Annotated in this window: 9 protein-coding genes; 2 read left to right on the top strand and 7 right to left on the bottom strand. The window is 64.0% G+C overall.

Annotated elements, in window-relative coordinates:
• Positions 1 to 400 precede the first annotated feature (400 nt).
• The gene (gene cysK / locus CLAM6_RS02815) at positions 401 to 1,366 is read left to right on the top strand and encodes a cysteine synthase A (RefSeq protein WP_153635111.1); all 966 of its coding nucleotides are present in this window, start codon (positions 401 to 403) and stop codon (positions 1,364 to 1,366) included.
• Between the two features lie 136 nt (positions 1,367 to 1,502).
• On the opposite strand, the gene CLAM6_RS02810 is transcribed toward cysK, so the two are convergent.
• From CLAM6_RS02810 to CLAM6_RS02800, 3 genes are read right to left on the bottom strand one after another with little or no spacing between them, the layout of a single operon-like run.
• Positions 1,503 to 2,396, bottom strand: coding sequence for a class II glutamine amidotransferase (locus CLAM6_RS02810; protein WP_153635110.1), 894 nt, complete (start codon positions 2,394 to 2,396; stop codon positions 1,503 to 1,505).
• Positions 2,389 to 4,536 (bottom strand): VWA domain-containing protein, encoded by a 2,148-nt coding sequence (locus CLAM6_RS02805; protein ID WP_153635109.1) that lies wholly within the window; start codon positions 4,534 to 4,536, stop codon positions 2,389 to 2,391. The genes CLAM6_RS02810 and CLAM6_RS02805 overlap by 8 nt, the downstream gene beginning before the upstream one ends.
• Positions 4,537 to 4,596: 60 nt before the next feature.
• Positions 4,597 to 5,121 carry a hypothetical protein gene (locus tag CLAM6_RS02800; protein ID WP_153635108.1) on the bottom strand — a complete coding sequence of 175 codons (525 nt, stop codon included), beginning with the start codon at positions 5,119 to 5,121 and terminating at the stop codon, positions 4,597 to 4,599.
• Between the two features lie 267 nt (positions 5,122 to 5,388).
• Between CLAM6_RS02800 and CLAM6_RS02795 the strand changes: the two genes are divergently transcribed.
• A complete protein-coding gene (locus tag CLAM6_RS02795) occupies positions 5,389 to 7,509 on the top strand; it encodes a S9 family peptidase (RefSeq protein WP_242007730.1) in 2,121 nt (706 codons plus the stop codon).
• Positions 7,510 to 7,672: 163 nt separating this feature from the next.
• Here the strand turns inward: CLAM6_RS02795 and CLAM6_RS02790 are convergent, their stop codons facing one another.
• From CLAM6_RS02790 to CLAM6_RS02775, 4 genes are all read right to left on the bottom strand, one after another.
• Positions 7,673 to 9,199 carry a catalase gene (locus CLAM6_RS02790; protein WP_153635106.1) on the bottom strand — a complete coding sequence of 509 codons (1,527 nt, stop codon included), beginning with the start codon at positions 9,197 to 9,199 and terminating at the stop codon, positions 7,673 to 7,675.
• Positions 9,200 to 9,649: 450 nt separating this feature from the next.
• Complete coding sequence (katE, locus tag CLAM6_RS02785) at positions 9,650 to 11,896, bottom strand: catalase HPII (RefSeq protein WP_153635105.1); 2,247 nt, start codon at positions 11,894 to 11,896, stop codon at positions 9,650 to 9,652.
• Between the two features lie 318 nt (positions 11,897 to 12,214).
• Positions 12,215 to 12,460: a GlsB/YeaQ/YmgE family stress response membrane protein gene (locus CLAM6_RS02780; protein ID WP_043333988.1), complete on the bottom strand. Its 246-nt coding sequence runs from the start codon at positions 12,458 to 12,460 to the stop codon at positions 12,215 to 12,217.
• Positions 12,461 to 12,557: 97 nt separating this feature from the next.
• On the bottom strand, positions 12,558 to 13,163 hold the full coding sequence (locus CLAM6_RS02775; RefSeq protein WP_153635104.1) for a DUF924 family protein: 606 nt from the start codon (positions 13,161 to 13,163) through the stop codon (positions 12,558 to 12,560).
• Positions 13,164 to 13,400: the final 237 nt, after the last annotated feature.

Genomic DNA, 13,400 nt, shown 5'->3' with positions numbered 1-13,400 from the left:
ACAATGACATGAATGACGGCGTGATGGGGAAAAGGACGGCGCGACAACGCGCGCGCAGGTGCCGGCAATACACCGACGACACCCCGGCAAGAACCTCCAGGGCCGCCGCGCTTCACCTTAACCAGTCAGGCCAATGATGTAAAACGACCGATTGAAACCATCGTTCACATCCGAAAAAGTCTCGTTAAATCAGATCACTACTCTTGTACGACCTTGGTCAGAGGCTAGCCGCGACTGCCAACCTTGCCATGTCGTTATGCGCTTCAGGCCTTTGAGTCGCGCTCGGCTAGCCCTTAACCTTATGCTCATACAGTCGCGACAGCCGCTGCTGAGCGTCATCACTTCACTCAAGCAGCGGGCATGCTCGCTGTCTAGCCGCCAGATACCCAGAGGACCTCGCATGGCCAAGATCTATCAGGACAACTCGCAAGCCATCGGCAATACGCCGCTGGTCAAGATCAACCGCCTCAGCAGCCATCCACGCCTGTACGCCAAGGTGGAAGCCCGCAACCCGGCGTTCTCGGTCAAGTGCCGTATCGGTGCCAGCATGGTGTGGGACGCCGAAGAGCGCGGCGTGCTCAAGCCGGGCATGGAAATCATCGAGCCGACCTCCGGCAACACCGGTATCGCGCTGGCCTTCGTCGGCGCGGCGCGTGGCTACCCCGTCACGCTGACCATGCCCTCCTCCATGAGCATGGAACGCCGCAAGGTGCTGAAATCCCTCGGCGCCAACCTGGTGCTGACCGACTCGGCCAAGGGCATGCAGGGCGCCATCGACAAGGCCTGCGAGCTGCAGAAGGCCGAGCCGGAACGCTACTTCCTGCCGCAGCAGTTCTCCAACCCGGCCAACCCGCGCATCCACGAAGAGACCACCGGCCCGGAGCTGTGGGACGCGCTGGATGGCGAGATGGACGTGCTGGTGGCGGGCGTCGGCACCGGCGGCACCATCAGCGGCATCGCCCGCTACTTCAAGACGGTGCGCGGCCAGTCACTCGAAGCCGTTGCGGTGGAACCGGCGGAATCCGCCATCATCACCCAGCGCATGCAGGGCGAGTCGATCACGCCGGCCCCGCACAAGATCCAGGGCATCGGTGCCAACTTCATTCCCGACAACCTGGACCTGGCGCTGATCGACCGCGTCGAGCCCGTCGCCAGTGAAGACGCCATGGCCATGGCGCGTCGCATCATGCAGGAAGAAGGCATCATGTGCGGCATCTCCTGCGGCGCGGCGATGACCGCGGCGCTGCGTCTGGCGGAAGACCCCGCCTACGCCGACAAGTCCATCGTCGTCATCCTGCCGGACAGCGGCGAGCGCTACCTGTCCTCGCCGATGTTCGCCGGCATGTTCGACGACGTCGAAGGCTGAGCCTGACGCATTGACCAGGCAAAAGCCGCAAACACGAAGGGCCGCGATTGCGGCCCTTCGTGTATCTGGCGTTCAAGCTCTTTCTGCGTCGCTCAGCGTCAGCGACTCAGCCAAACGTCAGCGACTCAGCCAAACGTCAGCAGCTCAAGTCAGAAGCCAGCCAATCCGGCTTGCGGCGCGCGGTCGCGGTGCGATCGACCGCCCCACTCTCGGCCTGCTCCTGCCCTGACTCTTCCTGGCTCAGTGGCAACTCGCCACCAAGACTGGCGACCAGCTCGCCTTCGCGGAACACCACCAGCTGCCCCGGCAGCAGGCGCTGCCATTGCTCGTTGTCGGTCAGCGGATCGGTGGCGATCACCGAGACCACATCGGCATCGGTGGTGTGCTGCTGGAAGTCGACGCTCATCTCGAAGTCGGTGAGGCTCGCCTGCCCGAAGGGCGCGCGACGCGTGATGTGCGCCAGCTTGGTGGAGCAGTAGGTGTAGAGATGCACGCCGTCGGAGAGCAGCAGATTGAAGACGCCAAGCCCGCGCAGACGCTCACACTGGGCGTGCAGATGCCGCCACAGGTCTTCGCACCGCGCCGGCGGATTCGGGAAGGCGCGCCGGATCTCGCCGAGCAGGAAGCAGGCGGCGTGCTCGCTGTCCGTACTGCCCACCGGGCGATAGTACGGCAGGGGCAGTGCCTGCCAGTCCGCCAGCTGACCGTTGTGGGCATAGCACCACTGACGGCCCCACAGCTCGCGCGTGAACGGGTGGGTATTGGCCAGTGTCACCTGGCCGACATTGGCCTGACGGATATGGCTGATGACCATCTGCGACTTGATCGGATAGTCGAGAATCATGCGCGCGATGGGTGAATCCACCGACGGATGCGGGTCACGGAATTCGCGATAACCGCCCTCTTCATAGAAGGCGATTCCCCAACCATCGCGGTGCGGACCAGTACCCCCGCCTCGCTGCAGAAAACCGGCGAAGCTGAAGCAGATATCGGTCGGCACATTGGCACTCATGCCGAGCAGTTCACACATGGGGTTCCTCCCGCTGAGTCGGCTTGCGCGTCATGCGACGCACCAGCATGATCACTACCAGCAGGCCGATCACACCGGCCACGGCGTAAGCGATCATGCGGCTTTGCGGTGATTCTGCCTCACGCTGGGCAAAGTCCGAAGCTCCTTCGAACCACTGACTGATCAACGCAGGCACCTTGTCGATGGGCAGGCGGCCCTTCATCAGCAGATCATTGAGGTCTTCCTTCTCCTCCACCGCCTGGTCCAGGCCCTGAATCTCACCGAAGGACTCACCCTCGATGGGCGAGCGATCCAGGTTGGCGGCACGCCGCGCCGCATTCTCGTTGAGGGTATAGGGCGCCAGATCGATCACCCGCGAGCTCCCGCCCAGCGCGATGCGCGCACTGATCTGCACATCGGCACTGACGTCACGTTCCAGCGGCGGCAGTTCGATACGCCAGCGACTCTCGCCCGCTTCCGCCACACTCAACGGCTCGCCCTGCAGCGTCGCGTCCAGCTGGGTATTGGCGGTGTTGAGCAGCGGATGACGCGCGCTGACCTCCAGCGCGCTCGGCGGCGTCGCATTCTGCGCATTGCCACCGATCGGCTCGACCAGCAGCGGGTCGACCACGCTGGTGCGCTGGCTCAACTGACGTGCAAAGGGCGCGCCATCGCGCTGGCCCTCGATGGTCAGCGTCAGGCGAGCGCCACCCGGTTGCTGCGGTGGCGGCATGTTGACGCTGAACTGCGCGCCGTCACGCTCGAGGCCGCGCTGCTGGGCGCTGGTCACGGCTGCCGTTTCTGCTGACATGCCACCCTCGTCTTCCGGCACCAGACGCGCATTGCCGTCCAGCGTCGCCAGGAAGTCCTGCTCGTCGACATCACGTGCGCCGTCGACCAGCGAGGCCGCGAGGGAATAGCCAAAGCCGCGATACAGCGTGGCCGGCAGCGGGCGCGACACCAGCGCCAGGTCTGACACCACGGTGATGCGGCTGTCGACGCCGACCTGCCCTTCGATACGCCACTGTCCGGCCTCGGGGTCGGTCACGGTGATCAGGTCATAGCGCGGCTGATGTTCCCAGCGCACGCCCTCGGGCAACGACGCCTTGTCGGCCAGCGAATAGCGCTGACCATCCGGCGCGATCAACACCGGCGCGCTGTCATCGGGGCCATGGAAGACCAGCGCCGTGAATTCCTCGACACTGCCATCGATGGTGAAGCGCTTGTCCTCGAGCGGCACCAGCTCGCCGGGCACGATACGGTCGAGCGCCCCGAGGAAGGCACGCAGCAGGTCTTCCGGGGTCTCGGCGACCGTCGCCAGCCCGCCGGTGCCATCGGCGACCTGCTGCAGCAGATCGATATCGGCGTTGCGCGACAGCGCGACGGTATGCACCGTGATGTTGTGCGCTGCCAGCTGTGGCGTCAGCTCATCGGTGATGCGCTGACGCGAGGCGCTGTCCGAGGCGGCCTTCTCGCTGCTCGGCTCACGCAGGTCGACCATGCCATCGGAGAGCAGAATGACCTGACGCGGCCCCTGGCCATCGATGCTCGCATCGGCGCCTTCGGCGGCGGCACGCAGGCCCGCCTCGAGATCGGTGTACTGCTCGTAATCGTCCAGCCGCCCTTCCAGCCCACGGGCCGCCTGCTTCCAGCCCGCATCGACCGCGCCCAGTGCCAGCAGGGGCTGGACCTGCTCACCGAAGCCCCACAGCCCCGCACGCGAGCGCTCCGGCAGCAAGGTGACCAGCAGGTCCAGCGCACTGGCGCGCAGATTGGTCGGGTCGTTGTGCTTCATGCTGCCGGAGACATCGATCGCCATGCGCAGGTCAGGCGCAATGTCGCGCGCCGAGCCACTGCTTGCATTCACTTCACTCGCGACATCGCGGGCCACGAACGGCATCTGCTCAGCCTGTTCGCTTGACGACTCATCTACCGGCTCACTCACCGACTCGCTCATCGGCTCACTTGCCGAAGCGTTGGCCGCTGACGATGCCTGCTCGGCGAAGGCCGAGGGCGAGGCGAGGCTGATGCCCGCCAGCATCAGGGCCGCCAGCCAGCGCGCTCCCGCGCCCTTCGCTAGAGGGCCGGATGAAGAGCCGGACGCAAGCCCAGGTGAACGGACTGGCTCAAGAGACGAAGTGACAGCTACATCACGGGGCATGACAGATCCTTAGTCCACGCTCGGACAATGCACGGCTGGCGCTGATCGAACGACGCTCGATCAGAGCGACGGTTCCTGACGGTCACGGCCTGCGCGGGTACGCGCCGACGCACGTGCCGGGGTGCCACGTTTCTCGCTACGCAAGCTGGCGCCTGCGGCGTGGCCCTCGCGCACTTCCTCATCTTCCTGCTCGTGGGCATGAGGCTCGCGGCGCTGCTGAGCGGCGCGGCGACGCTGTTCACGTCCGCGTCCCAGCCACCAGATCACCAGGCCCAGCACCACGCCGGCCCCGATGCCCAGTACCAGCATGCCGAAGGCCGAGGCCATGCCACCACCATCCTTCTGTACCACGCTGACGGCAAAGGCCACGATGGCCGGTGCAAGGCCGGTGTAGGCATCTTCCGCGACGCTGGCCGTGACGTGAAAACTGGTCGGCACGGCGATCATGCCGGCGATACCGCCGACCAGGATCCAGCGCAGGAAACGCGGCAGTATTCGCACCGCCATATAGCCGGTAAACAGCACTACCGCTGCCAGGCCAAAATAGATCAGCCACATCTGCGGCAGCGAATCGGAAATCATCATGCCCTTCACTCCTGTCATAACATCCTGTCGAGACTGACATTCTGAGGGGTGCCTGTCCTGTGCAGAAGCAGCCGGCACCTCAGTTCAGCCATCGAGTCATCCCATCATCGGGGCCACACGTTGCGTGGCACCAGAGGCTGCGCATTCATCTCTCACGGCGGCGATGCCTCCCATGAGGCAAGGGCTTGCGCACGCTGTGGGACAGGCTCAATGTTACACTCCATGCCCGCCCGACACACTCGAGCACCCCACTTTCAAGAGGTAGCCATGCCCGATAGCCCCGTCCAGCGCCATTATCGTGCCGATGACCCCGAATGGCACTGGCTTGAAGAACGCGACACGCCAGAGGTCACCACCTTTCTCACGGCGGCCAACGCCGAGAGTGATCACTGGTTCGCCCCGCTCGCGCCGCTGAGCGACGCCCTCTATCACGGCCACCTTGCGCGCCGCGAACTGGCCGTCTCAAGCCTGGCCGAGGCACTGGATCACTACGTCTATTGGAGCGAGACCGCCGCTGACGCCGACTATCCGGTCTGGTGGCGCCATGCGATCGGCGCCGACCCCGCCGATACCCGCCAGCTCGAATGCCTGCTGGACCTGCAGAGCCTGTCGCGCCATCACGATTTCGTCGAGCTGGGCGATATGGCCATCTCCCCGGATGAACAGCAACTGGCATGGACTCTGGACACCAGCGGCGACGAGGTGTTCAGCCTGCGTCTTGCAACACTGAACACGACGAATGGCGACTCACGCAACGCCGGTCACGATGACGAGTGTCTGCTGGAGGATATCGGGCCGGACCTGGTGTGGGCCGAGGACGGCCAGCACCTGCTGTTCACGCGCTATGACAGCACCCAGCGCCCCTTCGAGATCTGGTGTCTGAATGTCGCGAGCCGCGCCGAGACGCTGCTCTATCGCGAGGAAGACAGCGAATTCTGGGTCGGCATGGGCAAGACCCGCTCACGCGCCTGGCTGATTCTGGAGACCGCCTCCAAGGACACCAGCGAGACCTGGTTGCTCAAGGCCGATACCCCGCTGGGAGAGATGCGCCTGGTGCGCGCCCGCGAGACCGGCGTCGAGTACGGCGTCGATCACCGTCCAGGCCACTTCTATGTGCTGCACAACAGGCAAGCGCCGCACTTCCAGCTCGATATCGCCTCCGAGCATGCGCCCGGCGACTGGCAGCCGCTGATCGCCACCCGCGATGAGGTGACGCTGGAAGGCGTCGAGGCCTTCAGCTGGGGACTGATGGTCGATGAACGCGATCACCGTCAGGCCCAGGCCTGGCTGCGGGTGATCGAATTCGAGGGCACGGCACCGACACAGACGATCTGCCGCGACGAGCGCCTGGCGATGCCGGAGCAACCGCTGAGCCAGGGGCTGGGCGACTGCCCGCATTTCGACGCTCGCCGCCTGCGCATCCGCGAGGAGAGCTTCACCACGCCGCCGAGCTGGATCGAGCTGGACCTCGACACGGGAGAGCGCCGCCTGCTCAAGCGTCAGACCGTACATGGCGATCTCGCGCCCGAGCAGCTGATCAGCCGCCGCCTGTGGGCAACCTCCGACGATGGCGAGCAGGTGCCGGTCTCGGTGGTCATGCGGCGCGATCTGTGTGATGACGCAGGCCATCCCCACGCCCCGTTGCCGGTATTGCTCTACGGCTATGGCGCCTACGGCGAGACGCTGGACCCCTGGTTCTCGATCGCCCGCCTGGAACTGCTGACGCGCGGCGTCGCCTTCGCGGTCGCCCACGTGCGTGGCGGCGGAGACCGTGGCGAGCCCTGGTATCTGGCCGGCAAGCTGGAGCACAAGGAAAACAGCTTCAACGACTTCCTCGCCGCGCGTGATGCGCTGGTCGAGCAAGGCGTCGGGGCCGCGGATCGCATCGCCGCCTACGGTGCCAGCGCCGGTGGCCTGCTGGTCGGCGCCAGCCTCAACAAGCGTCCCGAGGCCTTCTGCGCCGCGGTGCTCGATGTGCCCTTCGTCGATGTGCTGCGCACCATGGAAAATCCGGAGCTGCCGCTGACCACCGCGGAATACACCGAATGGGGCAACCCGCACGAGAACGAGGCGCGGCGTCGCATCCGCGCCTATTCGCCGCTGGACAACCTGAGTGCCGCGCCCTATCCGCCGCTGTTCCTGCAGGGCAGCTGGCATGATACCCGCGTACCCTACTGGGAGCCGGCCAAGCTGTATGCGCGTCTGCGCCAGATGGACTGCACGCCGCATCCGGTCCTGTTGCGCACCGACATGAGCTCCGGACACGGCGGTGCCTCGGGTCGCTTCAAGGCGTGGCGTGACAATGCGCGCCAGGACGCCTTCCTGCTGTGGGCGCTGGGCGTGTGCGAGAAAGCCGACTTTGATGAGGCCATGCGCGACAACGACTGAGGTGCCCGTGCTTGCGTGTCTTTCGCACAGCGCTGTGACTGTCGGATAGCACCCTGACAGCCGCATACGACAAGGCCCCCGCCGGTTACCCGGCGGGGGCCTTGATGTTTTCGTCAGCTCAAAGGGTCACGCTTGACCTGACGAAGGGTGCGGCATGACTGACTCAGCGCGGATCGAGCTTGGCCAGTTTGGTGGCGATACGATCACCATAATCGGCATCCGCCTGACGGAAGTGCGCGATCATCTTGTCCTGGACCACGTGGCTGACGCCTACCATGGTGCCGGCGATGACGTCGGTGATGCGCGTCTTCTGGCCTTCATCGAACAGACGATAGAGGTTGCCGGCCTGGCTGTAGTTATCCTCATCGCTGTTGTCGTGATAGCCCATCCAGGCGTTCTGCTCCAGCGGCATCGCCGGCTCGGCGACGGTAGCGTCCGGCACCGGGGCGCCCTGATCGGCACGCTCGTTGGGGTAGAAGTTGGTGCGTGAGTACTGGCCACCTTCCTTCGTTTCTCCCGGTACGCCCTGACCGACCTGGCCGCCCAGCGGGCCGCCACCGTGACCGGTGACCGGGCACATGCCCGCCATCACGCCATCACGCTGGTAGTGGTTGACCGGGCAGACCGGACGGTTGACCGGCAGCTGCTCGGCGTTGGCACCGACACGGTAGCGGTGTGCATCGGCGTAGGCCCACAGACGGGCCTGCAGCACGCGGTCCGGCGAGGCGCCGATACCCGGCACGAAGTTGGACGGCGAGAAGACGGACTGCTCGACTTCCGCGAAGTAGTTCTCCGGGTTGCGATTGAGCTCCATCTTGCCGACTTCCATCAGCGGGAAGTCACCGTGCGGCCACACCTTGGTCAGATCGAACGGGTTGATGTGGTAGTCACGTGCCTGGGCTTCGGTCATCACCTGCAGGTTGACGGTCCAGCTCGGACGCTCGCCACGCTCGAGGCGGGTGAACATGTCGTGCTGGTGGAAGTCCGGTGCGACCTGCGCCGCTTGATCGTCGGTCAGCGTCTCGTGGCCCTGGTCGGTCTTGAAGTGCCACTTGACCCAGACACGCTCGCCCTTGTCGTTCCACAGGCTCAGCGTGTGCGAGCTGTAGCCGTTCATAGTGGTCAGCGACTTCGGGATACCGCGGTCGGACATCAGGATGGTGACCTGATGCAGCGCCTGCGGATGGTTGGCCCAGAATTCCCAACGGTTCTGCCAGTCGACCATGTTGGTGCGCGGGTCTTTCTTCTGGGTGTGGATGAAGTCAGGGAACTTGGACGGCTCGCGGATGAAGAACACCGGCGTGTTGTTGCCGACCATGTCCCAATTGCCATCCTCGGTGTAGAACTTCAAGGAGAAGCCGCGCACGTCGCGAGTGTTGTCGCCGCTGTCCTGGCCACCGGCCACGGTGGAGAAACGCGCCAGCAACGGGGTCTGCTTGCCGACACCCTGCAGGAAGCGGGCGATGGTCAGGTCAGACAGGTCACGGGTCAGGGTGAAGGTGCCGTAGGCGGCGACGCCACGGGCGTGGACGACACGCTCCGGAATGCGCTCACGGTTGAAGTGCGCCAGCTTCTCGAACAGACGCCAGTTGTCGAAGGTCAGTGAACCATTCGGGCCCGCTGTCTGGCTGATGTCATCGTGAGGCACCGGGGCGCCGTTACCTGTGGTATAGCGTGGAGTCTGGGACATGTAGACGTTCTCCTGTCAGGTAGAAAAAAGCGCTATCAAACTCGACTGGCAAGGCCAGATGCTGCTGATGTCACATTTTCATGCGCTGCTTGATGTGAAGGCCTGCAGCCCATTGTCGAATCGGGTCGGGGCCAATGCCTGCCCGGCATGTGCTGGCTTGTGGCCCCTTGATGCCTGCTTACCTTACGCACCTGGTGCTTCTAGCGATAATCAATTACCAGCATGCCTTCGATAATCAGCCTCTATCACTGAGCCTATCAGCCACCCTCAGCGGCGAGAACCGCAGGACGGCTCTCAACCCGGAGGTGTCACCAACCCTGTTTTCACCTTTCTCCGCCATCACATCTTCACGTCCGGAAATGACCGCATCATGACCATGAAAAAGCCCCCTGACCTTCGCAGGTCAGGGGGCTATATGGGTCACATCATACCTTGTGGGGCGTCAGCGCCTCATGCCGGCATCTGGTTGGCACGCGCATCACGCGACCATACACGGTGAGCCATCAGGGCATCACGCAGCGGCAGGCTGGCGGCGAGCACATCATCCACCAGGATGACGCCCTCCTCGACCGGCACGCGGGCGGCGGCCAGCAGCTCCTTGCCTTCGCAGATCGCCACGATGGGCTTCAGGTGCTTGTAGGCTTCCTGGACATAATAGAGTCCCAGGCCCGAGCCGCTCAGCGCCTCGACGCTGCCCACGCCGCCAGCGACGACGACGGCATCCACCGTCACGGACGGCAAGCCATTGAGCATCGCATCCGGCGACAGCATGGTGCCGTCTCCGGCCTTGATCGGCGCCATGCTCGGGGCGATCAACAGCCCTTCGGCACCCTCGGCGGCCAGCTGTTCCTTGATCGAGCGAACATCTTCCATGGCGACGCCATCGGCGGCCAGGATCGCGACCTTGCGGGTGGCGATGGAGTCCGGCAGGCGCGTCATCAGGCTCAGTGCCGGGTCGCTGTCGACCTGGCTGGTGCCCAGTTCACCGTCCGGCGCGGGCTTGCTGGTCGGTGTCTCGATGCCGTGATTCTCACCGACGCGACGTGCCAGCTCCAGATCGATATTGGGCAGGATCTCGGTGATCACCCGCTCACGGATCCACGGACGCTCGACCTTGGAAAGCTCGAAGGTGTAGGCCGCGATAATGTGCTCCTTCTCCACGTCAGTCTGGCTGTTCCAGAACAGGGTGGCCTGGGAATAGTGATCCCCGAAGGAGGCGCTGCGCGCACGTACCTTGTGCGCCTCGATGCGCTCATGATACGGCTCGAAACCGCCATGGGCGTCCTGGGACGGCGGTGTCTCGGCCGGCCAGCCACCATCGATGGAGTTCGGCTCGTAGGACGCCTGCCCCGTGTTGATGGTCTGACGATGCTGGGCATCGCGCTGGTTGTTGTGGAACGGGCACACCGGCTGGTTGATGGGAATCTCGTGGAAGTTCGGCCCACCAAGACGCAGCATCTGGGTATCCAGATAGGAGAACAGACGCCCCTGCAGCAGCGGGTCATTGGAGAAGTCGATCCCCGGCACGATGTTGGCCGGATTGAAGGCGACCTGCTCGGTCTCGGCGAAGTAGTTGTCCGGATTGCGGTCCAGCACCATCTTGCCGATCGGCACCACCGGCACCAGCGATTCGGGGATCAACTTGGTGGGGTCGAGAATGTCGAAGTCGAAGCTGTGCTCGTCCTTCTCCTCGACCACCTGGATGCCCAGCTCCCACTCCAGCGGCGCACCGCTCTTGATGTCATCCCACATCATGCGGCGGTTGAAGTCCGGGTCACGTCCCCACAGCTTCTGGGCTTCATCCCAGATCAGCGAGCAGGTACCGGCCACCGGCTTCCAGTGGAACTTGACGAAGCGCGACACGCCTTCACGGTCGATCAGACGGAAGGTATGCACACCGAAGCCTTCCATGTTGCGGTAATGGCGCGGGAAGGCGCGGTCCGACATGGTCCACAGCACGGTGTGAGTGGTTTCCGGCATCAGTGACACGAAGTCCCAGAAGGTATCGTGGGCTGACTGGCCCTGGGGAATCTCGTTGTGCGGCTCCGGCTTCACGGCGTGCACGAAGTCAGGAAACTTCATCGCGTCCTGGATGAAGAACACCGGGATGTCATTGCCGACCAGATCCCAGTTGCCGTCATCGGTGTAGAACTTGGTCGCGAAGCCACGCACGTCACGTACCGTGTCGTTGGAGCCACGCGAGCCCTGCACGGTCGAGAAGCGCACGAACACCGGCGTCTTCTTGGACGGGTCGCTGAACACGCCGGCCTTGGAATACCTGGCGGCATTGTCGTAAGCCTGAAAATACCCGTGCGCGGCCGCGCCACGCGCGTGAACGATACGCTCAGGAATTCGTTCATTGTCGAAGTGGTTCATCTTCTCGCGGAAGATGAAATCTTCCATCAGGGTCGGACCGCGTTCCCCCGCCTTCAGCGAGTTGTGGTTGTCCGCGATGCGCAGCCCCTGGTTGGTGCGCAGGTCATGCCCTTCGGCGTCGGCGCGATAGGTCTGCAGCGCCTCGTCCTTGGCATGGCCATCACCGGCATTGGGCTTGGTGTCGTGAGGCCCATTGCGGTTGGGATGGGTATAGGGGTTCTCTCCCTCCGCCGAGCGATTCTGGCCCTCGTGATAGGGGCACTTCGCGCTGTCGGCATTCGACTGGGAAGAAGGTGCTGAATCGTGCTCATTGCTCGCCATGCTCAAACGCTCCTGTTTTCGCTAGATCCGCAACGCGCCACTAGTGTGGCGCTGAAGGATGATTCGGCCTTGCCGCCTCTTGCCGGCGTACTTCTTGTCCAAGCACTTGTGGTCAAAGCACTTCTCGAACAAGGCACCTCTCGGCGCCGTGATAGATCACCGGGCAGTCAGGTGCCCCGGGTGACAAGAGGCGTTGCTGCGGCGGGTGTCTACATCGAATCCATCCAGACACCCGCGAGGGACTTCACTTGCTGTTGACGACTGCACTTGCTGCTTGCACTTGCTGACAACCGCCTGACGGGGCTCGATACCGCGCCGTCAGGCCTTGGACTTGACCTTCGAGACGATCCACAGCAACACCACCGCCCCCACGACCGAGACGACCAGCGAGCCGATGATGCCGGTGGAGGCCAGCCCCAGCAGCTTGAAGATGACGCTGCCCAACAGGCCGCCAACGACACCGACGACGATGTTGCCAAGAATGCCGAAGCTGCCGCCGCGCATAATGTTGCCTGCGATCCAGCCGGCCAGACCACCGATGATCAACCCAAGAATGATACCCATCTGCTGTCTCCTTCCTTGCTGATGTACAGGCGCTTGGCGCCGCTGTACAAGTCTTGGAGACGACGTCACACAATTAAAAGGGGGGATTTTTCATTTGTCAGAATGAGGAGCCGGGCTGGCCCAGGAAGGCGATCTCTTCCGGCGTGGACTCGCGACCGAGAATCGCATTGCGATGCGGATAGCGGCCGAATCTACGCACGATGTCCGCATGCAGATGCTCGTAGCGCAAGGTGTGCTCGAGACCGGGGCGTGCGAACAATTGTTCGGCATGTTCATGGATGCGCAACGATTCGCTGTGCATCCACGGCATGATCGCGAAGGGCTGCCAGGCCAGCGGAAGGCGGTCCAGGTCGCCCAGCGCGACGGCCTGCTGGGAGAGCGCGAGTGCCAGGTTGTCGCCACTGAAGGCGCGCGGAGTATCGCGATGGATATTGCGCGCGAACTGGTCCAGCAGCAGGATTTCCGCCAGCCGCCCACCGACACTTGCTCGCCACTCCCACAGCTCACAGGCGAGCGCCTGCTCAAGCCGCGCGGCGAATCGCTCACGCAGCTGGCCATCGAGGGCATCGCTCTTGCGAAACCAGTCCTTGGGCGTCAGCTGAGTGAACCAGTAATCGAGCACCTGCCGTGCCTGGGGATGGCTGTCCGCGATCAGCCTGGCGGCGTCAGGTTGCGCGGATTCCGAGGGGTTTGAGGGGGGCATTGAGGGGGGCATTGAGGGTGTCCTTGCGTGGAGTCGGGAAGAAAGCCGCGCGACAGGCCTGGCTGATCGCAACATCTTTCACTGCGAGTGCCGGGCCTGAGCGGCGCGGGGCGATCATGGTTCTGACACCGGATCTTCATCTTGAGCGTGGAAAGTAGCCTCTCCCATCAGCGCTGTCAGCCTTTGCGGCATGCCCCGCGCTGGCTGGTGCCCTGATGTCACTTGTGTTGCCACTTA

The sequence above is a fragment of the Cobetia sp. AM6 genome (assembly GCF_009617955.1).
Classification (GTDB): domain Bacteria; phylum Pseudomonadota; class Gammaproteobacteria; order Pseudomonadales; family Halomonadaceae; genus Cobetia; species Cobetia amphilecti.
This window is presented reverse-complemented; position numbering and strand designations above follow the sequence as displayed.